We start from the raw sequence: 25696 nt of genomic DNA on the forward strand, positions 1-25696 counted from the left end.
CCTCTAATTGTTAGAGGATTGTTTTTATAAATTAATAAAGAAAAGAATGTTTAGTACAATTGTTTGTTTTTTCTTTCTATGTGTTTGCCTCGTACACTTTTAAGCTAGTGGACATACTTTACTAATAGAAAGGATTAGGGGGTGAGGTTTTGGGTTCTCGATTTAATAATTGTAAAAAGAAGTGTACATGTAAACAGGATGATTGTTGGGAGATATTCGAAGGGTGTAACAAAGAAAAGCATGAGAAATGTGATAATTCTTGTGTACAAGGAATTAGAGATGAGCTTAAGAAATTAATTAATCGAACAGTTCAAATTAATACAGAGGGACGTACTTATGTAGGTACTGTTTCGTCTGTCAGTTGTGATGTTGTTAAGCTTACAGCTATTCCTGGATCTGTTGGAGTAATTATCTCCATTTGTAAAATTGAAGCAATTTTCCCTCCTGTTACAACAGTTACCACTGAGTTTGATTTTAATGGTGTTGACGTAGCAAACAAAGCATAATTATGCTGTTTTTTTGTAAAGCCATTCTTATGAATGGCTTTATTTTAATTTCGTATAAAAGGAGAATATATTCTTTATATAGAAATAGGTTTGAGGCTATAAAGAGTGATGCACGAAAGGAGAATGAGAGTGATTAAATTAGTGCCCTTTAAAAGATCTGATTTCAAACAATTAATAAATTGGATTAATTCCGAAGAATTTTTAATACAATGGTCGGGAAATGCATTCACATACCCTTTAAATGAACAGCAATTAAAGAAATATACAGAAAGTACAAACACACTGGCATTCAAAATAATAGATGAAGAGACTAAAGCAGTTATTGGTCATATTTCTCTTGGACAAATAGATAATATAAATAAGTCTGCTAGAATTGGAAAAGTGCTAGTTGGTAATACGAAAATGAGAGGGCGTTCTATAGGAAAACATATGATGAAAGCCGTACTTCGTATTGCTTTTGAAGAATTAAAACTGCATAGAGTAACTCTGGGTGTTTATGACTTTAATAAGTCAGCTATTTCTTGTTACGAAAAAATAGGTTTTGTAAAAGAAGGTTTATTAAGAGAGTCAAAAAAAGTAGGAGAAACGTATTGGAATTTATGGGAAATGAGTATGTTAGAATATGAATGGAACAATAAATCATAGTAATTTATAATTATATTATGTTAACAAAAGGGGTTTGGTGGGAATCGTGAATAAAACAACAAAAATAATTTCAATTGCAGCTGTTTCAGGGGGCGGTAAAACTACCATTACAGAAAGTTTAGCTCATGAGTTGAAAAACTCAAAGGCTCTATATTTTGATAGTTATAAATTTGATAACTGTCCTGTTGATATTTGTAAATGGATTGATGATGGAGCTAATTACGATGAATGGGTACTTACACCGCTAATAAATGACATTCAGCGTTCTATACAAGATAGTAGTTTAGATTATATTATTGTAGATTATCCTTTTGCATACTTAAATAGAGAAGTGGGACAATTCATTGATGTAACTATATTTATCGATACACCTTTAGATATTGCGATGGCTAGAAGAATTTTGAGAGATTTTAAAGAAGATACAATGAGTGAAATACATAATAATTTGAAACATTACATGACACATGTGAGAAAAGCTTATTTAGAGGCGATTAATACGGTAAAGCCGAATTCAGATATCGTTTTGGATGGATCTTTATCTATAAATGAAATAGTTGTGCAAATAGTAGAGGAATTCAGTAGAAGAAATGTGATTTTGCAAAGTTAATTGAAAAATGAATCATATACGAATGGAACATGTCTGTCTATATAAAAAAGTGGGGTGCTTCAATTTGAAAACGCTATTTTATTACAATTGGCAAGTAAGAGATGATTGGTTTAAGTGGTGTGAACAGCTTACAGAGGAGGAATTGCTTCGCAAACGTGTTGGAGGTGTTGGGAGTATTTTAGAAACACTTTTCCATATTGTAGATGTTGAGTATAGCTGGATTAGTGCGCTTCAAGAAAAAGAGGATAACGAGCCACAGTTTAAAGATTATCAATCAATTAAAAAAGTGAAAGCATTATCTGATTTATATAGACGAGATTTAGATAACTTTTTGCAGTTATGGTCTGGCGACTTCGAATCAAAAATATTGAAAGCTTCATGGACAGATAAAACATATAAATACGGTGAAGTTTTAAGGCATGTAATTGCACATGAAATTCATCATATTGGTCAGATATCTATATGGGCAAGAGAATTAAATCTTCAGCCCGTTTCAGCGAATTTAATTGGAAGAGGATTATAGATATAGAAACCGACTTGCTAAATGCAAGTCGGTTTCTATATAAAAGAGAACGGTTAGTTAAAGTCCTCGGATTTTTTCTGACGTATATGTAAAAACATTAAGATCGTAATGATTAAAAAGATTATAACCGTTTGTATGATTAAATTTTTAAACTGAAGTAAAATGGTCCAAGATGTAATAGTGTCTTTGAAAGCTTGGAGTGCAGAATATGAGGTAGGTTCAAAACCGTATTGAAGTAACTTTTTTGTTTCAACAAAAGCCGTGTTTTCTTCATTGGCGTCTAATACTACAGAAATAAATCGTGTGTCTCCTTGTTTTGCTGTACTAACAAAACTGTAATTACCGTTAGTTGACAAACTAGATTGTAAGCCATCAACACCTTTTAATTTAATGTTTTTATTAAGAGAATAAATCATTTTATTTGTGTTGAAAACTTGAACATCTTTGAAGTTAAATTGGTAAGAGGTTTGTTTGGTAATATTTAATACATCTGGATAGTCTTTTATTAATTGTGCAGCTATTTCGGCTGCGTCTATTGCTGTTGTAATTGATTGTCTATTCTTTTCACTATTTATTCCGGTTGAATTTAAAAATGGAGATTGTTGTGATAACTTTAGTTGTTTTGCTTTTTCATTCATTAACGATGTAAAATTATCTTCATTTCCAGCAATGTGTTCTGCAAGTGCAAGCGCAGAACGATTATTTCCGGTTAGAAGCAAAGCATGAAGTAAGTCACGAACGGTAGTGTTATCCTTTGATGTTACTTGGATCGGAATTGTTTCTGTTTGAAAAACTTCGTTTCTAATTTTCACAGATTCATCTAATTGTATTTTGCCATCATGAAGTTGTTCCATCACAATATATTCTGTCATTAATTTAGATAAAGTGGCCGACTGAATAGGAGTACGTTCATTTTTTTTATAAACAATTTCACCAGAATTAGTATCTATTAAAATAGCTGATTTAGCTCGAATAGTTGGACCATTTACATAAAGATAAAAATATAAAACGATAAGTGCAGTAATAAGAAAAGATAATAATAAAATTGTTATTTTTTTAAAAAATTGCATACGCGATCCTCCTACAATTACATCAATAATATTATTGTAAGAAGTAATGCTAAATTAGTAAGAAAGAAAAGGTAAAGAATTTCTAAAGAATTTTAAGGAATTCTTTAATTTTGGATTTGGATGGAAAATTAAAGGTTCAATTTCTTATTAGATAAGAAATTGAACCTAAAAATATGCCTTATTAACATTTATATGGAAGTAATTTTACAGTGAAAGTTGTCTTTTCATCATCACTATATACTTCAATTGTTCCTTTATGCAGTTCGACAATACTTTTTGCAATTGCTAATCCGAGCCCAGATCCGCCGGTGTTTGTCGATCGTGATTTCTCTACGCGATAAAAACGTTCAAAAACATGAGGTAAATCAGTACTTGGGATAGCTTGTCCGTAATTTGTTATATCAATTGCGATCATATTATTGCTTTCGTAAGCTGTTATATCAATATGATTTCCATCATTTCCATAAGTAATAGCGTTTATGATTAGGTTTTCAAACACACGTACTAATTTATCCCCATCAGCGAGTACCATTAGCTTTTGAGAGGGGAAAGAAGGGCGACATTCAATATTAGCTTCTTGAAGCTGTATCCGAAATTGGACAGTTAATTGTCCAAGCAATTCTACAATATCAATAGGAACAGAATTTAAACTTAACTCTTTATTTTGAACACGTGTATATTCAAACAAATCATTCATTAATGCGTTGAGACGGGTTACTTTATCGTATATGACTTGTATATAATGACGCAATTCCACTTCATCTCTATAATTATCATGATGGATTAAATTTACATATCCAACTATAGATGTAAGAGGCGTTCGTAAGTCATGTGATACATTCGTAATTAGTTCGCTTTTTGCTTGTTCCGCCTGTCTTTCTTCATCAATTGATACTTTTAACTGTTCAACAATTTGATTAACGCCAGTTGCTAATTCTTCTAAATAATTATGCTGTACAATAGAAACTTTATGATTAAAGTTTCCACTCGCAATATATCGAATTTCTTCAATCATTTTTTTAATACAAGTTTCATAGTAAAGCTTTCTTTCATGACGATAAAAAATGTAAAGATAGGATGAGAAAATAGAAAATAAAAACAAATAAGAAACGATCATCATCCATAAAGATTCCTTTATCCCTCTATACTTTTCATAACCAAAAATTCGAATGAATTCTTTACCTAGTTCGCTTAGAGTAAGTGAACTCTCAATTACACTCGTTACGAGGCGAAATATAATTAATTCGGTAATAGGTGTAAGAGTGATAGCTAATAAAAGCCAAAAAATAAGCTTCCACTTTGGTATATCTTTTAATATATCAAATGCTTCATTTCTCAATTTTATATCCTACTCCCCAAACCGTATGAATTAGTTTTTCACCATTCATTACGGTTTCAAGTTTATCGCGTAAATTACTAATATGGACCATAACCGTTTTATTAGAACCATAACCGTCTTCATTCCAAACGCGTTCGAATATCTCTTCAGAGCTAAATACTCTTCCAGTATTACTCGCAAGTAAATATAAAATATCAAATTCGATAGAGGTGAGCTTAATATATTCACCATTTACTTTAACCGTATGATTATGTTTATGAATTTCAACTGTACGAATGCGAATAATACCATCTTCATTCTTTGGTGTGGCAGCGTTTTGGAAAGATGATCTACGTAACAATGCTTTCACTCTAGCAACTAATTCTAGTGGATTAAACGGTTTAATCATATAATCATCTGCACCGGTCATAAGTCCTAATATTTTATCCATATCTTCAGCTTTTGCACTAAGCATAAGGATAGGTACAGTATTATTTTCACGCACTTCTTGACAAACTTCTAATCCATTTCGTTTTGGCATCATAATATCCAAAATCATAAGGTCAACTTCATATGTAGATATCATTTGTAATGCTTCATCACCATCATAAGCTTTATAAATGTTATAACCTTCATTTCGCAAATAAACAGCGAGTAATTCTACAATATCTTTATCATCATCAATAATTAATATGTTTTTATTCATCATATAGTTCCTTTCCTTGCGAATCATCAACATTACTATAATATCAAACATTTATGTATTTTGTAGTAATGTTTCTGCAAAAAATTTCACGTAACGTATTAAAAAGGAATTAACACAATTGTAACGAATACAAAATAAGAAGGATATTTGAATTTCACGTTATATTGAAAGTTAGTTATAAGGAGGAGTTGCTATGTTATATAAAGATATATATTCATTTACTCCAACTGGAAAAATAGAAAATGACATTAAAGCTTTTCTATTAAAATACAATAAAGAGTTTACATATAAACATTCAATTCGTGTGGCAAATGAGGCAAGAAAAATTGCGGGAATATTTTATGAAGATGAAGAAAAAGCAGTGATTGCAGGATGTTTACATGATATTAGTGCAATCTTTCCGAACGAGAATTTCCAATGATTATCCATCAAAAATTATCGAGAGTAATTGCAAAAGAGATATTTAAAATAGAGGATGAAGAAGTTTTAAATGCTATCTGTGTTGCCACACTACTTTGCGTAAACATGCTACAAAGATGGATTTAGTACTATTTGTTGCTGATAAATTAGAATGGGATCAAATAGGGACACCTCCATATTTAATAAATGTAAAAAAAGCTTTAGGAAACTCTTTAGAACATGCTGCTTTTGTATATATTTCATATTTGTGGGAAAGAAAAGATACATTAAAAGTCATACACCCGTGGCTAGAAGAAGCATATTGGTATTTAAAAGAAATTGTAGAGTAGAAAGGGTATGAAAATGCAATTAAAAGAATATATGAATCAAACATTCCCAGGAGTTACATTAGTACCGTCCATATACTTTCAGTGGGAAAATCATCTTCATTTTGATTTTGGGAAAGATAAATATCAATTCAAAGAAGATAGTAACACGTATAATATGGAATATTTCATAAAACTATATAAGTATAATAAAAATCTATTTGAAGATATATTTTCAAAAGAAGATACCGTCTTTTTAGTCACAAATGTTTATCGATTTAAACAGGAAAATATAAAAAATTCGCAGAAAATAAATGTATACAATAGATTTATTAAAAAGAGGGATTTAAAGTTTCATATAAGACAAGAAACATTACCTTTTCTATTTGAAGATGAAGAAGCTGACTTATATTGTACATATCAATTTTCTTTACAATGTTTTGCGGAAGACATTAAATATGAACCGCCTATTGAAGCTGTTAATTATGAGGATTTCCCTGACCTACGTCCACGCCTAGGACGAAAAAAAGAAATTTCATATCCAGATGTATTTTTTATAAATGTAACAAAGGATATCATCATGTTTATTTATGATGATAGAGGATGTGAAATAATCGCGAAGAATAAAGAAATGATACGGGATTTATATGAGGCGTATAAAGAGTGGATACCAGATTATGAACGAGAAAGTATAGCTAGCTTATTTAAATGACAATAGGGGAAGTGAAGCGTGTAATGAAACGTGTAATGAAACGTATCGCCATCGTATCCGCATGGGAACCAGAACTTACGTATTTGCATCAACATTATCCAAGTGAGCGTGTAGAGAAGATAGCTGCTTGGGAATTTCATTTTCATTCTATTAATGAATTAGAAGTGATATCAGTTGTAACAGGTGTTGGTAAAGTAAGTTGTGCAAGTTGTGTGCAATTATTAATTAGTGAATTTCAGCCACACCAGTTATTTATGACAGGAATTTGCGGGAGTTTATCAGATAAAGTAAAAAATGGACACATCGTTGTAGCTCTTAATACTTTGCAGCATGATGTTACAGCGGCTGGTTCAGGAGAAGATAGTTTTAATCTATATGATGGTAGAACAGCACCTATTGAAACAACTAAATCACTCGTAAAACGAATGAAGAAATTACGTTCGTATGATCCGGTCCATTTTGGTACATTTTTATCTGGAGATCAACGTATTCGAAGTTCAGAAATGAGATATTTACTGCATACTGTTTACGGCGCTTTAGCCGTTGATCAAGAAGTGGCCGCATTTGCTTATGTATGTCATATAAATAAAAAACCATTTCTATGTTTAAAAGCTGCCTCAGATCAAGCGAATGACAAAACGAAAGAAGAACAAAAGGTTTTTAAAATGTTGGCATGTGAACGAGCATGTGAGCATTTAATTACTTTTTTACGTGTTTATGAGATTACTGTAGTTAACAATAGATAACAAGAGGGGAAATGGCCACTCATTTCAAATTAAGAGGTGAATTACAATTGCATACGTATTATGGAGAACTTTGTACAAAGATATATGAAAGTGATAAATCAATTGCGAGTGGAAAAGAATTGGATTTTTATCTTTCTTTTGCAAAAGACAAAAACATGAAAGTGTTAGAGCCAATGTGCGGAAATGGTAGAATGCTAATTCCTTTTATACAAAATGGTGTGAATATAGAATGATTCGACCTTTCAGAAGACATGCTTAAAGTGTGTAAAGAGAAAGCGGAAAAATTAAACTTAAAACCGGTTGTGTCACTAGGGAGAATAGAAGAATACCATAGTGATAAAAAATATGATCTTATTATGATTCCTATAGGTTCATTTTCACTGTTACCTGATAATTTAGTAGAAATTAGTCTTCAAAATATGAAAAAAACTTAAAGGAAAATGGAAAATTGCTTCTAACAATTGTACAAGGTGGAAGTGAGACAGAACAAATTCTAGATTGGATAGAGACAAATAGAAAAGAAATTAATAATGAATTAATTGTTGAGTATAGAAAAGTGTCATATGATAAGGCGCAAAAACTTTTGAATATTATACTGAAATATGAAGTCGTTCATGATGAGAAAATTGAAGAAACTGAGATTATGGATTTTCCTATAAGACTATATGATTTAAAAGAGTTTGAAAATATACTTATTGCTAATGGATTTAGTCAAATTGTTGTTCATGAAATAAAAGATGGATATGGTGTAGGGAATTCATTTCATGTATTTGAATGCAATTTATAACAAATCAAAGCGGAGGATTATACTTATATGATTCAATACAAAAGATGTAGTGAAGTAAGTATAGATTTAGTGTATAAAGCTTTTAAGGATGGATTTTCAGATTACATCATTAAAATGGAAGTTTCAAAAGAAGATTTTATAAAAAGATTTTTTGGGCCAGAAGGGAATTCGCTAGAACACTCCTTTCTTGCGTTAGACGGTGACAAATGTATTGGTGTAATACTTGGTGGTATTAAGGTATATGAAAGTATAAAAACAATGCGCTGCGGAACATTAGCGGTTCATCCAGAGTTTCGCGGCATTGGTGTAAGTCAAAAGTTATTTGAGTTACATAAAGAAGAAGCGACACAAAATAAATGTAAGCAACTTTTTCTTGAAGTTATTGTAGGAAACGATCGGGCGATTCATTTTTATAACAAATTAGGTTATGAAAAAGTATATGATCTTTCTTATTATAATTTAAATGATTTAACTGAAATAATGAATAAAGGTAATAAAAATATTGAAGTAAAACAATTAGAATTTCCAACATTTAAAGTTGAAATTCAGAAATGGTTAAACTTCCATATAAATTGGCAAAATGATATTGATTATATCGAAAAAACAAATCATACATTTTACGCTGCATATGTTGATAGTGATATAAAAGGTTCTGTGTGTGTAAATGAACAAGGAAAAATTAGTTTTATTTTTATAGACAAAGACTATAGAAATATTGGTGTTGGGACGAAATTATTACAGGTAGCAAGTGAAGAATTAAAGTTATCAAGTTTATCAATTGGGTTTCCAAACAACAATTTACTGGAAGGGTTTTTAAAGAAAACTGGATTTGAAAAGAATTCTTTAGCACAATATGAAATGTATTTATTGCTATAAAAAGCGGAAGGAATTATTCTTTTCGCTTTTTATTTTGTACTATAAACGTTTTTGCTGTATGTGGGAGGATAAGTAAAAACAACAGAAGTTTTGTTATCTATCTTATTGAGCTAACTGGCACTTTAGTTGAAGAAGGAAAGTATATAGTAAACATAGAATATATTAATACATTAAAAGATTTATGAGGTGAAAGTGATGGCAATTAAGCAAGGTGAAATTAAAGTAGTAGTCGGAGCTGGAGTATTTAATAATAATCCAGGCTGGGTTCAAACCCAAGAAAATGAACTTAACTTACTAGACAATACCACTTGGGAAGAAAGATTTGAATACAATTCCATTTCAGCTATTTTAGCTGAGCATGTATGGGAACATCTTACTTTTGAAGAAGGTGTAAAAGCAGCTGAAATTTGTTATAAATTTTTAAAGCCATCAGGTCATATTCGGTGCGGAGTCCCTGATGCATTTTTCCGAGATGAAACCTACCAAAATATAGTTCAAATAGGCGGACCTGGCCCGAAAGACCACCCAGCTGCAAGCCATAAAATCGTACATAATTATAAAACATTAACGAAAATGTTTGAAATTGCTGGATTTGAGGTAGTTTTACTTGAATATTGTGATGAAAATGGTCAATTTTATTACACAGAATGGGATGCGAATGACGGCGTTATTTTCCGTTCGAAAAGGTATGATTCTAGAAATAGAGGCGATAAACTTGGTTTTCCATCGCTAATTGTTGACGCGATTAAAAGGTAAGTCATTCACCTAAAATAGGTGTTAGTTCTATCAGTTCATGAGTCGCAAATGCGGCTTTTTTTATTTGTTTTGTAAACCTACGTTTTGCAAGGAATTAGACATACATAATAAGTGATTTTGAACGTTACATAACTTGATTTGAATACTATATTAGCTCTTATTAACACCATTTATCTTAAAGGAAATTGCTTTTAAATATTTAATGGAAATATCATATAAATTAAATAAATCAACGTTTTCTCATGTTGAATTTTTTTACGGAAATGTTGAGGTACGCCTATTGTAATAAACACATGGAGAGAATATATAATAAATCAATCAATGTTTAAGATACCATTCACACATTAAATTAATATTTCATTGCCATAGAGATTTCTTTTATACATAAATTCGTGTAAAATAAAACAAGAACATACATTCTACACAAGAGTAGGAGGCAATAAATATGTTAGCTCAAATAGAGAAACAAACTGATGGCTATATTATAAAATTTGAACGCCAATTTCCCAATACAATAGAGGAAGTTTGGTCTGTTTTAACTGAAAACAGCAAGCTTAAAAAATGGATGTCCAATTTACAAATTGAAAACCTTAAAACAGGTGGAATTATAAAGTTCGACATGATGGATGGTTCATTTTTAAATATTGATATTTTAGAGTGCAAACTAAATTCAGTACTTGAATTCACATGGGATAAAGATCGTGTCCGATTTGAAATACATAAAGAGGAAAATGGTTCGCTTTTACTTCTTAAAGAATACATTCATGAATTAACTGACCATACACCGAAAGATATAGCTGGTTGGCATATTTGTTTAGATCTTTTTTCTTCCGTTTTAGAAGGGAAAGAGAAAGAATTTTCCGAAAACGAATGGCGACAATGGTTCGGGAAATATAAGGATAAGATTCAAGGAGTGAGAGGATAATTGTATAATAGGTAATATTCATTATGTAATTATTATATTATAAAAATGATTTTGTGGAAAAATAAGAATAGAGGTTAATATGAAAGTAAATCAATTAATTGTTAATAACATAAATAAACTTGATACTGTTATTCCGTTTAATAAATCACTTGGCATTGCTGGTTTATCTGGGTCTGGAAAAACAACTCTTTGTCAAACAATTGGTGAAGAATCAAAGAAGCGTCTAGTTTCCTTATTGCCAAAGGCTGAATATCAATATTTATTTCCTAATATTATGGAAACTAATTTTAGTGCAATTAAAATGGAAGAAATGCCTTTAGTACTTTTTTTAGGGAAATCATCAATTTCTTCCAATCCGCGTTCGACGATTGGTACTCATACAGGTGTTTTTAAAGAGATTCGTGAAAAATTAGCGGAAGAATTTAATCTTTCTCCTGAAGTCTTTTCATTTAATAATCAATTAGGTTGGTGTGCTGGCTGTAAAGGGCGTGGTACTACTAAAAATATTGAGTGTAAAAAATGTAAGGGGAAACGTTATAGTGAAGAAGTTGAACAACGTACTATTGAGTTGTTTGCTAAATCACATACAATTTCAGATATTAACGATTTAAGTGTTGAATCTATTCTTTCATTAGCAGAAGAATTAACTATTAGCGAAGCAAAACAACATATATTGCAAAATATTATCAATATGAACATTGGTTATTTAACATTAAATCGAATTATGGGTACGTTGTCAGGTGGAGAATTAACACGACTTTACTTAGCTGAATTCATGGCAGTAAGTGAAAATGCTGTAATTATTATTGATGAGATTTCAGTTGGACTTGATCATGAAACATTATTACAAATATTAGAAGAGATCAAGCAATTAGGGTGTAAAAACCAAATTTGGCTCATTGATCATTCAGATACAGTACTGGATACAACAGATGAGCAATTGTTCTTCGGACCTGGTAGTGGAAAATATGGTGGGAAAATCGTAAAAGAATCACCAAGGCCAAAGCCAATACTATCGGAACGAAATTACGAAATGCCAACAAGATATTATACATTCCATGAATTATATTGCCGAAATATCCAAATGACTGAGTTTCAGATTCCTAAAAATAGACTTGTAACTGTTACGGGAGAGTCTGGATGCGGGAAATCTACACTTGTCAATGAGTGTTTAGCTAAAGATTTCTTGAAACGATATCCAAAAGATAAACTAGTTATGGTAGGGCAAGATCGAAACCAATCGATTACAAGTCGGTCAACTGTAGCAACTTTCCTAGATATTAAAAAGAAACTGACAAAGTATAGTGAAGAAATTGATGATATTTTTGAGCGCTCAATTGAGGATATTATTGATGAAATTCCAAACGAAGATATTGCGTATAAACGCTTGAGCCTACTAATCAAATTAGGACTGGGCTATTTAACATTAGAACGAAAAACACAAACATTATCAACGGGTGAGTTTCAATGTGTTCATTTAGTTTCTGAGTTATTTGCAAAAACAAGAAATCCACATACATTGTTTATTTTTGATGAGCCTTCAAAAGGTTTATCGCAAAATATTTTAAATCAATTTATAGATAGTGTTAGAGGGATATTACAAGATGAATCAGTCTCTATCATAATGATTGAGCATAACAGTTACATGCTAGAAAGTTCTGATTATATTGTCGATTTTGGAAAAAGACAGCTTGAATCTATAGAGCATCTTGATGTAGTAAGTCATGATGATTATTATCGTCAAAAGAGCAGTGTGAATGATGCTGAGCAAATACATATTTCTTCAACACTGAATCAACAAAATGGAATTAATTACTTAGAAGAAAATCATATTGATTATTTTAAAAATGCAGAAAACATCTATAAAGGTGGCATATTAAAAAGCTTATCATCAATGGCTCGTTTAATTTACGGTGAATATGAATCTGATACAATTGCACCTGTTGTTGCTATTGATCTTGAAAGACATTTATATAGTCAATATAGTTTCTTATATGAAATTGGTGGATTGATCAATCATATTGTAGCTACTCATCCGACTAATAAAGATACGAGGAGCTTCGATTTCTATTCTCAGGATAATCATTGCCCATCATGTTCGGGACGTCTTCAAATTGAAGTTTTTGATAAAGAAATTACAATTCAAGATAAAAATGTTCCATTTTGGGATGGTCTATTTGATCCGGAAATCATGAAAGTATTAAAATTTTATCAATATGAAAAAATTGAATTTCTATTTAAAGAAATTAAAAATGAGCTTGGTCATGATTTGTCAAAGAGCTATAATGATATGTCTGAGGAAGAAAAACATACATTTTGGTACGGCTATTTTGATAAGTCCTTCTATGATAAGAAAGGTAAGACACGTAGAACATGGGTAGGATTTAATACAATTATTGGCGGATATATTGTTATTTCAAAAGCAGCTATTAAAGAAGATATTAAGACTTCTAAAGAAATGATGACATGTCCAATTTGTGAGGGAACTGTGTTAAATCACCAAAAACCACTTAAATTTGGAGATACAGATATTCGTGAAATTATTAATCAGCCGCTTAATGAAATAATAAAAATTGTAGGAGATTTACCTGTACTCATCAAATTGAAAACTATCGTAGGTGACAATATGATTATGACAGAAGATGTCTCTTTACTGCCTAGGAAAACACAAGTCGCACTGAAAATGTTTGAATTAGAACAGGCAAGCTTTTCAAACCATGAAATGGTGTTACAAAATGTTTTACCATTCTGGGGCGAAATTAAAGGTAATATCGAATCAATCAGCAATAATAATAAGGTGACTATTTGTGATTTCCAAAATATCAATGAAACAAGAGAAACTATCATAGATAAGTATTTCACAAATGGAAAATATAAAAAATTAACATATGTGTATGAAGCATTTGGTTATAAAAAATTAGTTACCCAAATTAATAAAATAAAAAAAAGCAACCCATGTCCATTCTGTAACGGAAAAAAAGTTATAACCGAAGATAATCTACATGATGGTGTGTTTAAATTAACAATTCCATGTATAATTTGTAATGCAAGTGGTATTAATGATGAAGGGCTAAAAGAAATTGTTGAGGGCGTGGATGTACAAACATGGTTAACTGGAAAAGTTAGTGATGTAGTGGATGAGAGTTTATTAACAGAAACTGTTGTGCAAATACCAATTTTTAATCGCATTTGCGAATTGGATAAGCGAGATATGATGGCGGTTTATGAATGTTTGGAGATTAATAAGTAAAATTTTATTAGTTTATGTGTTATTAAAACCACTAACTCAATTAATATTAAGCGTGTATTCTTAATGGTGAATGTAATAGCACAGTATGATTATTATGAAATAATGAAAGAAGATCCAACTTCTTAATGTCAAAATTAAGAAGTTGGATTTTTTAGTGTTTTTATGTCTCACATACAATATTTCTCACTTTAGAAAGAAGTAAAAGAGTCAGGGGGATTGAAAACTAAAAGGGATAAACGATTGATATATTATGTAATTATTATATTATAAAAGTGACGATTAGAGATAAATAAAGGTAATGAATGCTAATTGGTGTTTATAATTTTTTTGTTTTATTGTCTGATTTTTTAAATTTAACAGAAATATATACTTGAATGAAGTATATATTTCTGTTAAATTTATCCTATGGACAAAACAAGTTTAATTAAAGGTCATTTAGAAATGTGTGTGTTATCTATTTTGTCGAAAAAGAAAAGCTATGGTTATGAAATTATGAAAGAACTTGAAGTACACAATTTAAAATTGAAAGGAGTAGGAAGTATTTACCCTATTTTAACTAAGTTAAAAAATCAAGAGTGGGTAAATACTTATCAAGAAGTAACAGACAGTGGTAAAGTTAGAATCTATTATGAAATTAATGAAAACGGGAAAATACGTCTTGAGAAAAAAATTAATGAGTGGTTAGAATTGCAATCTGATATTCAAACATTATTAAAAAGTGGTTTGAAAGGAGACCTTCTGAAATGAGGAATGAATTAAACGGTAAAGAAAAGCAATTTTTAACTGACGTACTTAAGGAATTAAAGCAATACGATATCAGCTTAGAAGAAAGGGAAAATATTAAGCAACAAATATTAGAGCATATTCAAGAATGTTGTGAAAATGGAGAGGATAGTATAAATGATCTAGGTACGCCTCAATTATTTGTTCAAGATTTTTTAGAAATAAGTGAAATTGACCTACAAGTTAAAATGAGACAACTTCAAAATGAAAAGAGAAATTCGAGCACATTTATCTTAGGTGGCATATTCATCGCAGTTATTACTTACCTCATCTCACAAACTACACTTTCACTATTTTTAACTGAATCATTTAACGGAACTAATAGAAAAAATACATTTAATTATAATCTTTTATATCGTATAGCAGAGAATCAATGGTGGAATTCTATATTAATAATGATTAGTTTTACGCTCTCTGCAGTAGTATTTATTAGCTTAGTAAGTTATAAAAAAAGAAAGTTATCTAAAGTATAATGAAGAAAACCATGTATAAAGTATTTCTAATTTGTATTCTTTGTAATGTATTAATGTTTTGTATCGTACATCCAAAAGTTTACGCTCAGCAAAATATTAAAGTTACATTAGATAAATATATTGAAAAATTTATAAAGGAACAGAACATTCCTGGAGCTTCCGTTGCAATTGTACATAATAAAGATGTATTCTTCACAAAAACATGGGGGATTACTGGGGAGTCTGAAAAAAAGGTAACTAGTAAAACCCCATTTGCGATTGGCTCAATAAGTAAATCTTTAACAGCTTTAGCTATAGTCAAGTTAATAGAAGATAAAAAAATAAAATTAGAGGATTCAGTTCAACAACATCTTCCTTCGTTTAAACTAAAAGATACACAATCAACTTCAAATATAACAATCCAACATCTACTAACTCATACAAGTGGAATAAACACATATGAAGGCTTAGCATTATCAGATAAACAATTAAAGAGTTCTAAAGCATTAAAGGAAAATGTAATGAAACTTTCAAAAGTAAAATCAAATGCTCCACCAGGGGAAAAGTATCAATATAGTAATGCAAATTATATGATACTTGGTGCCCTTATTGAGGCAGTCACAAATGAAACATATTCTTCATATATAGAAAAGCATGTTTTTCAGCCTTTAAAAATGAATGGCGCAGCGGCAAATAAAGAAAGTGCATATGAAAAAGGCTATTTAACAGGTTATCAATCTTGGTTTGGTATACCTAGAAAAAGTGTAGTGTCCTATGATAATGCTGGGGCACCGTATGGTTATATTACCGCGAATTTGGAAGATATGATTCAATTTATAATGTTTTTGAATCACCAAGACCACACTCAATTTTTAAAGAAAGAAAGCATGGATCTTTATCTATCACCGCTTTATAAAATAAATTCAGAAAAAAGTTATGGGTTTGGATTAAGAACAACAAATATAAATGAAAGCGAAACGATGGTTTGGCATTCAGGATCAACGCCTGATGCTCGTGCAGAAATGTTTACTTTAAATAAAAGTGGCTGGGCTGGCGTGATTTTAACGAATAAAAATCATGTATTAGAAGAAACAGCATTAACGGTATTGAAAAAGGGGATTATTAGTATTTTGAATGGGGAAAAACCTGGTGATATCCCTAAAAACATACCATTCACACAGATTGTTATGTCGATAGTCACACTCTCACTTATTTTTACATCAATTATGTTAGTGAAAAAGTATAAACGTAAGAAAACTTGTAAAAAACTAACTTGGCTGTTCGTTGGGAGTATATTTCTACTATTATCTATTATTTTAATCCAACTTCTTATTTATTGCACAAATTCACCGTGGCATACGATTAAATTGTTTGCAGCAGATGTAGCTTTACTCACTAGTATTACAGTAATTTTATTAGCTGTGAACGGACTAATATCAATATTTATAGCCTTGAGGAGAAAGAAAGTATAAGGATAAATAATTGAAGAAATATAATTTAAGTTGTTAAAAATAGGTGACTCTCACACAATGTCAATATTTAAGATAAAGTTGAGTTTCGAAGTAGATGTAAATCCCAAAATCTAAAAATTACATTCCTTTTAAGGGTTGCAACAGACCAGAAATTAAACTTAGTAGACATGCAAAACTAAATAGTGGTGTTTCATAATGTTTTAATGATTTGGAGGGGGAATTTTGATAGATATTAATAGAGACGTAAGAACATCTGGCGCGTATGTTCTTTATAATAATCTATTTATTTTTCAAGTTGGTCCAACAAGAAAAGGCGATAGATTAGGTGTAGTAAGGCTGGGAGGCCATAAAGAAAACAATGAGACAGCAGTAGAAACCGCTAAAAGAGAAGTGAAAGAAGAAGCTGCTATTGATATTACTATATTGAGTTCACCAAGTACATACTACAAAGAGAATTGGAATGCACAATCAAAGAAAATAAAAGTAGAAAATGAAGTCGCTCCAATATTAATTATTGATAGTCCATATGAAACTTTATCTATTATGTATATTGCACATTCAGAAAATGAGCCAAATCCATCTTCTGAAACAAATGGACTATTATTACTTTCAGTAAGTGATATTAGGCTAATTTGTAGAAAGGAAATAACACTAAACGATTATATTAAGCAAGGTGGAATGGCTATATTGAAAGAAAAAGTGGATAAAGAGTTAATCTTACAACCTTTTCCTCAACTTTTATTTTTAGCAGAACTTTCAAAAAAGGATCCTGTATTACTTCAGCAGTTTCTAAATTAGCAACAAAAGCCACCTTAATAAGGGGCTTTTGTTTTAAATAATTTAATGGTATGTGTATCCTCCATCAGGAAACAATACATTGCCTGTAGTAAAGCCATTTTGCATTAAATACAGGACAGTATGTGCAATTTCATCATTATGCCCAGGTCTCTGTACAATAGAAAGAGATTTATAAGCTTCATAAGCAGCTAGTCTATTTTCGTTTTGTTCATTTTCCCTTCGTATCGTTCCAGGAGAAACAACATTAACTCTAATTGGAGCTAATTCAACAGCTAAAGCTTTCCCTAAGCTTTCAATAGCGCCATTACAAGCTCCATAAGCAGGTGCACCTTTAAGTGGTCTTTGACTAAATGCACCGGACATTAACACAATAGATCCAGAATTAGAAAGAACAGGAATGGCATATTTTACGGCATAATATTGAGGCCAAAACTTTCCGATAAAGCTGCTTTCGGCGATATCATCCGTAGCAGTTATTGGTCCAAGTGTGTAAGAGGCTCCTGGTGTGAATAAATGATCAAAATTCCCAACTTTCTTGAAAAAATCTTGTAACTGGTTTTTATCTTGGTTATCCAATACATAAGTTTGAAGATGGTTGTTATTTATTACTTCTCGAGCAAGCATTAATTTTTCTTCCGAGCGTCCTGCAATAATAACATGTGCACCTTGTTCAATTGCTTGTTTTGCTGTTGCTAATCCAATACCAGAACTCCCGCCAATGATAACGATATGTTTATTTTTTAATACAGTAATAGACATGATTAAACATCTCCCTTAATATAAGATTTAAAATAAGTTGTGTTAATTTTATTATTCGTTAAAAAATTACTACTGAAAAGTACGCACTTTATATGTACTTAGTCGCGAATTTCGTACTAATCGCTTATTGTACGGATACATAATATAAAAAATTACTGGGGGGAGTGGTGAGGAAAATGAATTTAGAGGAACCGAAATTAAAAGGGGGAATAGCAACATTACAAATAATCGGGGGTAAATGGAAGCCACTCATTTTATTTATATTATTAACAGATGGAACGAAACGGTTTGGTGAATTAAAGCGATTAATACCAGACATTTCTCAAGGAACATTAGCGAAGCAGCTTCGTGAACTAGAGCACGATCAACTAATAAAACGCGAGATTTATCAAGAAATACCACCTAAAGTGGAATATAGCTTAACTGAACATGGAAAAACAGTCAGTATTGTTTTGGATAGTATGTGTGGTTGGGGAAGAGGACATTTAGAATATATCGATAAAAATAAAATATAATATTATTATGTAAACTTTATGTGGTATGTAGAAATAGTATTAATAATTTATATTTCATAATATATAATACTATTAAAGGCTATTATACATATAATCCTCCAACTGAGGTAGGAGGGATGAAATACCATACTGTTCGAAGTAACTAGTTGTTCGGGGCTGAAAAAATGCGTATCAGATATAAAAGGAGATTTACGAAAGTATTAACTTTGAGTCTATTTCAATGATCATCATAAACATTTAATACATTTTAGCAAAGGGGAAATAATAAAATGAATGAATTAGAGTACAAAAACTTTTATGATAAAGTGGGAAGTGAAAACGGCTGGGATTTTAGTAAGCTAAAATGTGAGACTGTAGGAGACACTTGGGACTTTTATAGTGAAGTGAAAGAAAAATGTAAACCATCACATATTCTACTTGATGTTGGCACAGGTGGAGGAGAAAATGTATTAAAAATAGCATCTTCAGCTGCATCACTGATTGGGATAGATAATTCTAATGGAATGATTAAAACAGCACATTCTAATTTGAATAAAGCAGGTGTACAAAACGTTGAATTTCTTCAAATGGATTCTGAAGCTTTAACGTTTCCGCATGCTTATTTTGATATTGCTTCAAGTTGTCATGCGCCGTTTGTAGCATCTGAATTGGCAAAAGTAATAAAAAAAGGTGCTTTTTTCTTAACACAACAAGTTAGTGAACATGATAAATTAAATTTAAAAGAAGCATTTGGAAGAGGGCAATGTTTAGGTGAAAGAGATGGTACTTTAAAAGAAAAATATGTGAGTGAACTGACTAATTCAGGATTTGAACTCGCCCAAGTACGTGAATATGATGTTACTGATTATTACAGTACGCCTGAAGATCTCATTTTCTTATTAAAACATACTCCTATTATTCCTAGATTCGGAGAAGTGGAGGAGGATTTTAATATTTTACAAAAGTTCATTGACACTAATAGTTCTAAAAAAGGTATTCGTACGAATTCGAAAAGGTTTATGATTATTGCTGTTAAATCATAAGGTATTTTAGTGTAAAAGCTGCTTTTCGTTTAAGGAAAGGCAGCTTTTTTGTAGGGAAAAAATGCAGGGAAAACTTGAAAATAATAGAAATAAATATAGTATAAATCTAAAAATCGAAATATTAAGGATGTTTGTTGTGAAACGGTACTATGGATATATATGAGGAGTTACCATCTAATATAATATTACTCCGTGCTACAGTACCAGAAATTTGGGATGAATATAGAAGGAAGGCAGCGAGTATTTTTAGTGAGAGAACAAGAGCGACAGTAAAACTAATCCCAAATTCGACCCATCTGTTATATTGGGATTATCCAAAAGTTATAGTAGAAGAAATAAGAAAACATTGGTAAAGTCAAATATAACTTAAAAAGGTTGATTCTTGTAATCTATAAGAATCAACCTTTTTGAAGCGTATGTAATAAAAAATAACGTATAGAGTAAGTAAGTTGTTTGTTTAGAGTGTTATTTTTTAGCCGGTGTATTTCCCATTGCGATAGAAATTCTATTCCAACTATTAATTTGATTAATAATCAAGACAAGGTCGATATATTGTTTTTCGTCATAATGTTCACATACTCGTTTATATAGGGAATCAGGAACTCTTTTAGTAGGAATAAGTGTAATATGCTCAGCTAGTTCAATAGCGACCTTTTCCTTTGCTGTATAAAAAGTACATTCATCCCAAGTACTTAAGCAATAAATTCTTTGTTCAGTCTCTCCCATTTTTCGCGCATCAGATGTATGTAAATCTATGCAGTAAGCACAGCCATTGATTTGAGAAACTCTAATTTTAATAAGCTCTCTAGTCGTTCGATTAATCGTTGATTGTTTTGTGTACTTTTCCATGTCCATCATAATTTTCATAGCATCAGGTGCAGCATCATAGTAAGAAATTCTTTGAGTCACAATACAACACTCCTTTTAGCTTTAGATATTATTCATTATATCTTGATGTGGTCGTTCATACCAATTATTTGTACTAAAACGCAAACTGCTTGAAGTTAAGATTTTATTGCATTAGCCGATAATGTTAACTTAACTGTTCTAATACAAAAGTAGTAGTTTGTTAATTAAAGTTTCAATCTCCAGATGGATTTTTCCTGTTAGTTTTTGAAATACAATACTAATAGAAATAATGAATTTGGAGGTTTATTATAATGATTACACACATTTCAGATATAAAACTACAAACTGTTTCTATAGAAGGAGTAAAACAAGTATACGGAGATATATTATCTTTTCCAATAAAAAAAGAAACAGCATCATTTATTCAATTTGAAGTAACGCCATACACAACAATTAGTTTTCAGGAAGTGTATGAACCAATTGCACCTGCGCATTTCGCTTTTGAGATTCCATATTCAAAATTTCATGAAACAGCAAGATGGCTTGAAGGATCTGGATTACTCATTGTGAAATGGAAAGATGGAAATACAATTGGTGAGGAGAACGGTCTATTCAATTTATACTTTAAAGACGGAGATGGGAATCTTCTCGAAATTATCGCACATAGTTATGTTAAAGAGGATGTATTAGTCCTCCATTCACCGTTAAACATTTTATACGTAAGGGAAATTGGTCTTCCGGTTAAAAGTGTACCTGTATTTACAGAATGGTTGAAATCAAATCTAGATATGAAAACGATGGAAGATGGGGATATTTTCAACTTTGTTATTGGTGGCACTGCATATATTGTTGCGACTTGGTGGCAGAGGCCCTGGATTCCAATTGCGATGAAAGCTTTACCACCGAAAGTACATGTTTCTTTCGGAACATCTGATCAAGCATTTTTAGAACGAATCCAAAATAAATTTAAGAAAAATAGTGTTCCATTTGAAAGTAAACATAATGAAGTATTATTTATACAACATGGGTATAAATTTTCAATCTTGCATACACCGGAGTTTCATTCAGATACTCCTAGAAAATTAAACTTACCACTTTCTATATAATTATAGGAGGTGGTAGGTTTTTTGCATTTCCATGAAGAAGGGTTTCAGCATAATTACACTGAATTTATAGAGGAGTATAAGGCGTTATCCTAATTTACTGTAAGGAGAGAAATGAATTGAATTTGGGAAATCCGATAGCAAAAGGAAATACTGCTGAAATTTACCTTTGTAATAATAAAGTTGTGAAATTATTTAAAGAATACCTTCCTAATACAGAATCTCTATATGAAGCACAAAAACAGAAGTATGCATATTCACGTGGTTTACACGTTCCTAAAGTGTTTGAAGTTACAGAGATACAAGGTAGACAAGCGATTATTATGGAATATGTAAAAGGGAAAAGTATTGGTGAGCTTCTGCTAAATAATTTAAGTGAAGCGGAGCATTACATAAGTATGTGTGTTAATGAACAACAAAAGATTCATGCTATTTCTGTAAGATCGGATGAAATAGAACAGATGGAAGAGAGACTTTATCGTCAAATTCAATCTGTTCAAAATCTAGATGAGAAACAAAAGAAGAATATATTGAGCAAAATGGATTCAATCGTGTTTGAACCAAGATTATGTCATGGTGATTTTCATCCGTTTAATTTAATTATGAGTAATGATTATGTGAAAGCTATAGATTGGGTTGATGCTAGTTTAGGTGATATTCGAGCAGATGTGTTTCGAACATACTTGTTGTACTCACAATCTTCTGGAGAATTAGCTGAAATGTATTTACATATATATTGCAGGAATACCCGAATATCAAGAAATGAGATTTTTCAATGGGCACCTATTATTATTGCGGCTAGAATATCTGAAAATGTATCTGCTACAAACATTGAATATTTGAATGATCTGGTAGCACAGTATTGTAATTAAAGAAAAACTTTCGCCATTTTAATTTTTAAATTAAATACGTTCTAGCAATACAAACCGATGAGTAAAGGTATTGAGATTTACAATCAGATATTAAATTTGCAAAGGAGGAATCCATTTTATGAAATCTTTTGAATCGATTTCAGGGGAACCTGAATGGGAGGAATCTGCTCCCGCGCTACAAATTTCGAAGCTGTATAAACAATTCGGCGAGTTTATTGCAGTCAATCATATTGATTTAACTGTTCCGAGGGGATCTTTTTATGGAGTTGTTGGCCCTAATGGGGCAGGAAAAACTACTTCGTTGTCGATGGCTGTTGGTTTATTACGACCAGATGGCGGGAACGCTAAAGTTTTGGGGTTGATGTTTGGGGAAATCCGACACAAGCAAAGACATTGATCGGGGTATTACCAGATGGATTGGCCTTGCCGGAAAGACTTACTGGTCGCGAATTATTAACATATATGGGCCTGTTAAGGGGAATGAGTGCCAAAGAAGTTAATCGACGAACAGAAGAATTACTTACAATACTAGAATTGAATAATGCTGAAGGAACGCTAGTTATCAATTATTCTACTGGCATGCGTAAAAAAATTGGTCTTGCACTTGCACTCCTCCATGCACCGAAATTACTCATTCTCGATGAACCATTTGAGGCGGTAGATCCTATTTCTGCAACTACAATTAAAAAGATTTTACAGAAATTTGTTAGTTCTGGTGGTTCAGTAGTATTTTCAAGTCACGTCATGGCGTTAGTTGAACAACTTTGTGATCACGTTGCAATTATTTCCAAAGGAAAAGTGGTTTCTTCAGGAACAATGGAAGATGTTTGCGGTGATGAAACGCTCGAAGACATTTTCGTTCAGCTAGTAGGCATTCCTGCTGTTAAAGGAGGAGAACTATCTTGGTTAGTGTTTTGATTCGAATGAAGTTATCAATCCTAAAAAATTCAATGAATAGTGGTAAAGCAGTTCTTTTAACTATTACAGGAATAGTTGGTTTATTGATTGCAATTGGAACCATTGTGCTCTTTTCTTTTTATCCTACAGAACATAACGTTTCAAAAAGTATCCTATATGTGGTATTCGCTCTGTGGACAGTAGGGTGGATTTTGGGCCCGCTTCTTTCTGGGGGAGATGGAATGTTACGTCCTGAATATTTCGCGCTGCTTCCACTCACTTCATTTAAACTTGCTAGGGCGTTACTCGTTGTAGCTTTTATAGGATTAGGACCACTTGTTAGTCTTATAGCCTACGTAGGATTATTAATTTACGCAGCTAGGGTTAGCTTATATGCAACTATAGTTGCAGTTCCAGCAATTATTTTACAGTTAATATTTGTGGTGCTGTTATCAAAAGTAGTAGCTAGTATTATTGGTGAGACGATGAAATCAAGAATAGGTATGGAATTGGGAGCAATGCTCTTTGGTTTCATCATTGCGTTTTTAAATGTAGGCTGGTATGCACTTCCTGCTATTAATGGGGAAACACTAAACGAGCCTACATTTCTTTACATGTTTCCGTCTAGTTGGGCGATACTTGCTGTAGAGTTTGCTATTCAATCCAATTGGTTATTAGCTTTTGTTTTTTTAATTGTTTTAACAATATTATGCGGACTGCTTTTATTTATATGGACGACATTACTGATGAAAAATACAGTGAAGGATACTAAGAAAATCCAAGTTACGATTACTACTAATAAACATAGAAAAGCTCTACGAATCTTTTCAGAAACGAAAATTGGAGCAATAATTACTAAAGAATTAAAAAGTTGGGCAAGAGATCCACAACGAGGCCGTTTCCTCCGGATGGGTATTTGGATAGGAGTGTTTTATGGTATTTTAGTTACAAGCGCTCATATATCGTATTTAATGCCTTGGGCAGGGGTAATTATGATTGTTTTCACAAGTATGTTTGCCTGCAATATATATGGGTTTGATGGGAGTGCATTATGGTTAACATTAACGACGCCTGGCGCAGAACGGATTGATGTGTGTGGTCGTCAATTTGCTTGGTTGATAGCTATTGGCCCGATTGCAATTTTAACAACAATTATTTTCACTATTTATAGCGGACTTACTTTCGTTTATCCTTGGGTATTTGCAATAATTCCGGCATTACTCGGTGGAGCTGCAGGTCTTATTATGATGTTTTCTGTATTTAACTTAATCCCAATAACTGATCCTCATCGTCGCGGAAAAGGAACCGTTATCTCAGGTGATGATATGAGTGCCAGTAAAATGTTTATAACAACATGGTTAATGATGGTGATGGTATTAGCAACAGCTATACCCGCTTTGTTAGTTGTATGGATTGGGACATTACTACATATAGAGCTCTTACAATGGCTAGGTGTACTGACTGGTATTTGTACAGGAGTGTTTTTAGCTTGGGGGCTTGGTCGAATTGCTTACTTAAAACTTGAAAAAAGTGGCCCTGAGTTGCTATTTGCAATGAAAAGTGGCATGAAAATATTGCGTGATGATAACAAAAAGAAAAATAACAGAATAGCGGCTGAATTACCTAAGAAAAAACTTGCTGTTGTTGTTCTGTTAGGATTTATGGGGATCTTTTTTTTGATTCATCAAAGTATAATACCGTTAATTTTTGAGATATTTAGTGTAGATGAAAAAGTTCGTCTTTTCTTTCTGCCTCGCTACCTGCCACATATTGTTCGTATTCCTATAATCATTATATTTGCTGTAGTAGGTATAGCATCTTTGTATAAAGCTATTTTAATTAAGAAAAGACATGGGAAGGAAAATCAATTTATAAAAGAGGAAATATAGAATTTTTCTAAAAAATTAGTAATTACAGAATTTACGCTGCTTTCATCCCACGCAGGACTTTAGTCCGTCTTTAGACGTGGGATGAAAGCAGCGTTTCTGCATAGCAAAACATGGTATACGTTATTTATAGTCA

At 31.6% G+C, this 25696-nt stretch carries 26 protein-coding genes and 3 pseudogenes; 24 read left to right on the forward strand and 5 right to left on the reverse strand.

Features of this window, described 5'->3' with window-relative positions; translation table 11 throughout:
* The first annotated feature begins 149 nt into the window (after nt 1-149).
* From BAQ49_RS14945 to BAQ49_RS14960, 4 genes are all read left to right on the forward strand, one after another.
* Nucleotides 150-506 (forward strand): hypothetical protein, encoded by a 357-nt coding sequence (locus BAQ49_RS14945; protein WP_071745969.1) that lies wholly within the window; start codon nt 150-152, stop codon nt 504-506.
* Nucleotides 507-629: 123 nt separating this feature from the next.
* On the forward strand, nt 630-1151 hold the full coding sequence (locus BAQ49_RS14950; RefSeq protein WP_084667457.1) for a GNAT family N-acetyltransferase: 522 nt from the start codon (nt 630-632) through the stop codon (nt 1149-1151).
* A gap of 46 nt (nt 1152-1197) precedes the next feature.
* A complete protein-coding gene (locus tag BAQ49_RS14955; RefSeq protein ID WP_071746268.1) occupies nt 1198-1758 on the forward strand; it encodes a nucleoside/nucleotide kinase family protein in 561 nt (186 codons plus the stop codon).
* Nucleotides 1759-1822: 64 nt separating this feature from the next.
* The gene (locus BAQ49_RS14960) at nt 1823-2281 is read left to right on the forward strand and encodes a DinB family protein (protein ID WP_071745971.1); all 459 of its coding nucleotides are present in this window, start codon (nt 1823-1825) and stop codon (nt 2279-2281) included.
* 53 nt (nt 2282-2334) lie between these two features.
* On the opposite strand, the gene BAQ49_RS14965 is transcribed toward BAQ49_RS14960, so the two are convergent.
* From BAQ49_RS14965 to BAQ49_RS14975, 3 genes are all read right to left on the reverse strand, one after another.
* Nucleotides 2335-3351: a D-alanyl-D-alanine carboxypeptidase family protein gene (locus tag BAQ49_RS14965; RefSeq protein ID WP_071745972.1), complete on the reverse strand. Its 1017-nt coding sequence runs from the start codon at nt 3349-3351 to the stop codon at nt 2335-2337.
* A gap of 181 nt (nt 3352-3532) precedes the next feature.
* The gene (locus BAQ49_RS14970) at nt 3533-4690 is read right to left on the reverse strand and encodes a sensor histidine kinase (protein ID WP_071745973.1); all 1158 of its coding nucleotides are present in this window, start codon (nt 4688-4690) and stop codon (nt 3533-3535) included.
* Nucleotides 4680-5378 (reverse strand): response regulator transcription factor, encoded by a 699-nt coding sequence (locus BAQ49_RS14975; RefSeq protein WP_000981333.1) that lies wholly within the window; start codon nt 5376-5378, stop codon nt 4680-4682. Before BAQ49_RS14975 ends, BAQ49_RS14970 begins: the two co-directional genes overlap by 11 nt.
* A gap of 190 nt (nt 5379-5568) precedes the next feature.
* Between BAQ49_RS14975 and BAQ49_RS14980 the strand changes: the two are divergent.
* From BAQ49_RS14980 to BAQ49_RS15035, 12 genes and pseudogenes are all read left to right on the forward strand, one after another.
* Nucleotides 5569-6124, forward strand: a pseudogene (locus tag BAQ49_RS14980) (HD domain-containing protein).
* 13 nt (nt 6125-6137) lie between these two features.
* Nucleotides 6138-6812, forward strand: a complete 675-nt coding sequence (locus tag BAQ49_RS14985) for a DUF3885 domain-containing protein (protein ID WP_071745974.1) — start codon at nt 6138-6140, stop codon at nt 6810-6812.
* A complete protein-coding gene (gene mtnN, locus BAQ49_RS14990) occupies nt 6809-7558 on the forward strand; it encodes a 5'-methylthioadenosine/S-adenosylhomocysteine nucleosidase (protein WP_208610853.1) in 750 nt (249 codons plus the stop codon). Before BAQ49_RS14985 ends, mtnN begins: the two co-directional genes overlap by 4 nt.
* A gap of 47 nt (nt 7559-7605) precedes the next feature.
* Nucleotides 7606-8345: pseudogene (locus BAQ49_RS14995) on the forward strand (class I SAM-dependent methyltransferase).
* 27 nt (nt 8346-8372) lie between these two features.
* Complete coding sequence (locus tag BAQ49_RS15000) at nt 8373-9221, forward strand: GNAT family N-acetyltransferase (protein ID WP_071745975.1); 849 nt, start codon at nt 8373-8375, stop codon at nt 9219-9221.
* A 195-nt stretch (nt 9222-9416) separates the two neighbouring features.
* Nucleotides 9417-9977, forward strand: coding sequence for a class I SAM-dependent methyltransferase (locus tag BAQ49_RS15005; RefSeq protein WP_071745976.1), 561 nt, complete (start codon nt 9417-9419; stop codon nt 9975-9977).
* A 445-nt stretch (nt 9978-10422) separates the two neighbouring features.
* Nucleotides 10423-10902 (forward strand): SRPBCC family protein, encoded by a 480-nt coding sequence (locus tag BAQ49_RS15010; RefSeq protein WP_071745977.1) that lies wholly within the window; start codon nt 10423-10425, stop codon nt 10900-10902.
* Nucleotides 10903-10981: 79 nt separating this feature from the next.
* Nucleotides 10982-14152, forward strand: coding sequence for an ATP-binding cassette domain-containing protein (locus tag BAQ49_RS15015; protein WP_071745978.1), 3171 nt, complete (start codon nt 10982-10984; stop codon nt 14150-14152).
* Between the two features lie 405 nt (nt 14153-14557).
* Nucleotides 14558-14899: a PadR family transcriptional regulator gene (locus tag BAQ49_RS15020; RefSeq protein ID WP_002032268.1), complete on the forward strand. Its 342-nt coding sequence runs from the start codon at nt 14558-14560 to the stop codon at nt 14897-14899.
* Nucleotides 14896-15408, forward strand: a complete 513-nt coding sequence (locus tag BAQ49_RS15025) for a DUF1129 domain-containing protein (RefSeq protein WP_071745979.1) — start codon at nt 14896-14898, stop codon at nt 15406-15408. Before BAQ49_RS15020 ends, BAQ49_RS15025 begins: the two co-directional genes overlap by 4 nt.
* Nucleotides 15408-16859: a serine hydrolase domain-containing protein gene (locus BAQ49_RS15030; protein ID WP_071745980.1), complete on the forward strand. Its 1452-nt coding sequence runs from the start codon at nt 15408-15410 to the stop codon at nt 16857-16859. Before BAQ49_RS15025 ends, BAQ49_RS15030 begins: the two co-directional genes overlap by 1 nt.
* 222 nt (nt 16860-17081) lie before the next feature.
* Nucleotides 17082-17657 (forward strand): NUDIX hydrolase, encoded by a 576-nt coding sequence (locus tag BAQ49_RS15035; protein WP_071745981.1) that lies wholly within the window; start codon nt 17082-17084, stop codon nt 17655-17657.
* Between the two features lie 42 nt (nt 17658-17699).
* On the opposite strand, the gene BAQ49_RS15040 is transcribed toward BAQ49_RS15035, so the two are convergent.
* The gene (locus BAQ49_RS15040) at nt 17700-18416 is read right to left on the reverse strand and encodes an SDR family oxidoreductase (RefSeq protein ID WP_071745982.1); all 717 of its coding nucleotides are present in this window, start codon (nt 18414-18416) and stop codon (nt 17700-17702) included.
* A gap of 176 nt (nt 18417-18592) precedes the next feature.
* Here BAQ49_RS15040 and BAQ49_RS15045 point away from each other — a divergent pair, with 176 nt between their 5' ends.
* The 3 genes and pseudogenes from BAQ49_RS15045 to BAQ49_RS15055 all read left to right on the forward strand — a co-directional run.
* Complete coding sequence (locus BAQ49_RS15045) at nt 18593-18931, forward strand: winged helix-turn-helix transcriptional regulator (RefSeq protein ID WP_071745983.1); 339 nt, start codon at nt 18593-18595, stop codon at nt 18929-18931.
* A gap of 269 nt (nt 18932-19200) precedes the next feature.
* Entirely contained in the window at nt 19201-19953 is a 753-nt protein-coding gene (locus BAQ49_RS15050; protein ID WP_071745984.1) for a class I SAM-dependent methyltransferase, read from the forward strand.
* A 146-nt stretch (nt 19954-20099) separates the two neighbouring features.
* Nucleotides 20100-20306 (forward strand): annotated as a pseudogene (locus BAQ49_RS15055) (alpha/beta hydrolase); the annotation flags it as partial.
* Nucleotides 20307-20418: 112 nt separating this feature from the next.
* Here the strand turns inward: BAQ49_RS15055 and BAQ49_RS15060 are convergent.
* A complete protein-coding gene (locus BAQ49_RS15060) occupies nt 20419-20862 on the reverse strand; it encodes a carboxymuconolactone decarboxylase family protein (protein WP_071745985.1) in 444 nt (147 codons plus the stop codon).
* Nucleotides 20863-21113: 251 nt separating this feature from the next.
* Here BAQ49_RS15060 and BAQ49_RS15065 point away from each other — a divergent pair, with 251 nt between their 5' ends.
* The 5 genes from BAQ49_RS15065 to BAQ49_RS15080 all read left to right on the forward strand — a co-directional run bounded on the left by BAQ49_RS15065 (nt 21114) and on the right by BAQ49_RS15080 (nt 25563).
* Nucleotides 21114-21908, forward strand: a complete 795-nt coding sequence (locus BAQ49_RS15065) for a VOC family protein (RefSeq protein WP_071745986.1) — start codon at nt 21114-21116, stop codon at nt 21906-21908.
* 116 nt (nt 21909-22024) lie between these two features.
* A complete protein-coding gene (locus BAQ49_RS15070; protein WP_071745987.1) occupies nt 22025-22777 on the forward strand; it encodes an aminoglycoside phosphotransferase family protein in 753 nt (250 codons plus the stop codon).
* A gap of 118 nt (nt 22778-22895) precedes the next feature.
* Complete coding sequence (locus BAQ49_RS33915) at nt 22896-23174, forward strand: ATP-binding cassette domain-containing protein (RefSeq protein WP_274605845.1); 279 nt, start codon at nt 22896-22898, stop codon at nt 23172-23174.
* Nucleotides 23171-23695 carry an ATP-binding cassette domain-containing protein gene (locus BAQ49_RS15075; RefSeq protein WP_274605846.1) on the forward strand — a complete coding sequence of 175 codons (525 nt, stop codon included), beginning with the start codon at nt 23171-23173 and terminating at the stop codon, nt 23693-23695. Before BAQ49_RS33915 ends, BAQ49_RS15075 begins: the two co-directional genes overlap by 4 nt.
* Complete coding sequence (locus tag BAQ49_RS15080; RefSeq protein WP_071745988.1) at nt 23680-25563, forward strand: hypothetical protein; 1884 nt, start codon at nt 23680-23682, stop codon at nt 25561-25563. The genes BAQ49_RS15075 and BAQ49_RS15080 overlap by 16 nt, the downstream gene beginning before the upstream one ends.
* Nucleotides 25564-25696 lie beyond the last annotated feature (133 nt).

Origin of the sequence: Bacillus proteolyticus, from assembly GCF_001884065.1 — a bacterium.
GTDB classification, from domain to species: domain Bacteria; phylum Bacillota; class Bacilli; order Bacillales; family Bacillaceae_G; genus Bacillus_A; species Bacillus_A proteolyticus.

What these genes read in the sequence shown, in the direction of transcription:
- BAQ49_RS14950 (WP_084667457.1), top strand. Translation starts at nt 630, where the DNA reads ATGAGAGTGATTAAATTAGTGCCCTTTAAAAGATCTGATTTCAAACAA.
- BAQ49_RS14965 (WP_071745972.1), bottom strand. Translation starts at nt 3,351, where the DNA reads ATGCAATTTTTTAAAAAAATAACAATTTTATTATTATCTTTTCTTATT.
- BAQ49_RS14975 (WP_000981333.1), bottom strand. Translation starts at nt 5,378, where the DNA reads ATGATGAATAAAAACATATTAATTATTGATGATGATAAAGATATTGTA.
- BAQ49_RS14985 (WP_071745974.1), top strand. Translation starts at nt 6,138, where the DNA reads ATGCAATTAAAAGAATATATGAATCAAACATTCCCAGGAGTTACATTA.
- mtnN (WP_208610853.1), top strand. Translation starts at nt 6,809, where the DNA reads ATGACAATAGGGGAAGTGAAGCGTGTAATGAAACGTGTAATGAAACGT.
- BAQ49_RS15000 (WP_071745975.1), top strand. Translation starts at nt 8,373, where the DNA reads ATGATTCAATACAAAAGATGTAGTGAAGTAAGTATAGATTTAGTGTAT.
- BAQ49_RS15005 (WP_071745976.1), top strand. Translation starts at nt 9,417, where the DNA reads ATGGCAATTAAGCAAGGTGAAATTAAAGTAGTAGTCGGAGCTGGAGTA.
- BAQ49_RS15010 (WP_071745977.1), top strand. Translation starts at nt 10,423, where the DNA reads ATGTTAGCTCAAATAGAGAAACAAACTGATGGCTATATTATAAAATTT.
- BAQ49_RS15015 (WP_071745978.1), top strand. Translation starts at nt 10,982, where the DNA reads ATGAAAGTAAATCAATTAATTGTTAATAACATAAATAAACTTGATACT.
- BAQ49_RS15020 (WP_002032268.1), top strand. Translation starts at nt 14,558, where the DNA reads ATGGACAAAACAAGTTTAATTAAAGGTCATTTAGAAATGTGTGTGTTA.
- BAQ49_RS15025 (WP_071745979.1), top strand. Translation starts at nt 14,896, where the DNA reads ATGAGGAATGAATTAAACGGTAAAGAAAAGCAATTTTTAACTGACGTA.
- BAQ49_RS15030 (WP_071745980.1), top strand. Translation starts at nt 15,408, where the DNA reads ATGAAGAAAACCATGTATAAAGTATTTCTAATTTGTATTCTTTGTAAT.
- BAQ49_RS15040 (WP_071745982.1), bottom strand. Translation starts at nt 18,416, where the DNA reads ATGTCTATTACTGTATTAAAAAATAAACATATCGTTATCATTGGCGGG.
- BAQ49_RS15045 (WP_071745983.1), top strand. Translation starts at nt 18,593, where the DNA reads ATGAATTTAGAGGAACCGAAATTAAAAGGGGGAATAGCAACATTACAA.
- BAQ49_RS15050 (WP_071745984.1), top strand. Translation starts at nt 19,201, where the DNA reads ATGAATGAATTAGAGTACAAAAACTTTTATGATAAAGTGGGAAGTGAA.
- BAQ49_RS15065 (WP_071745986.1), top strand. Translation starts at nt 21,114, where the DNA reads ATGATTACACACATTTCAGATATAAAACTACAAACTGTTTCTATAGAA.
- BAQ49_RS33915 (WP_274605845.1), top strand. Translation starts at nt 22,896, where the DNA reads ATGAAATCTTTTGAATCGATTTCAGGGGAACCTGAATGGGAGGAATCT.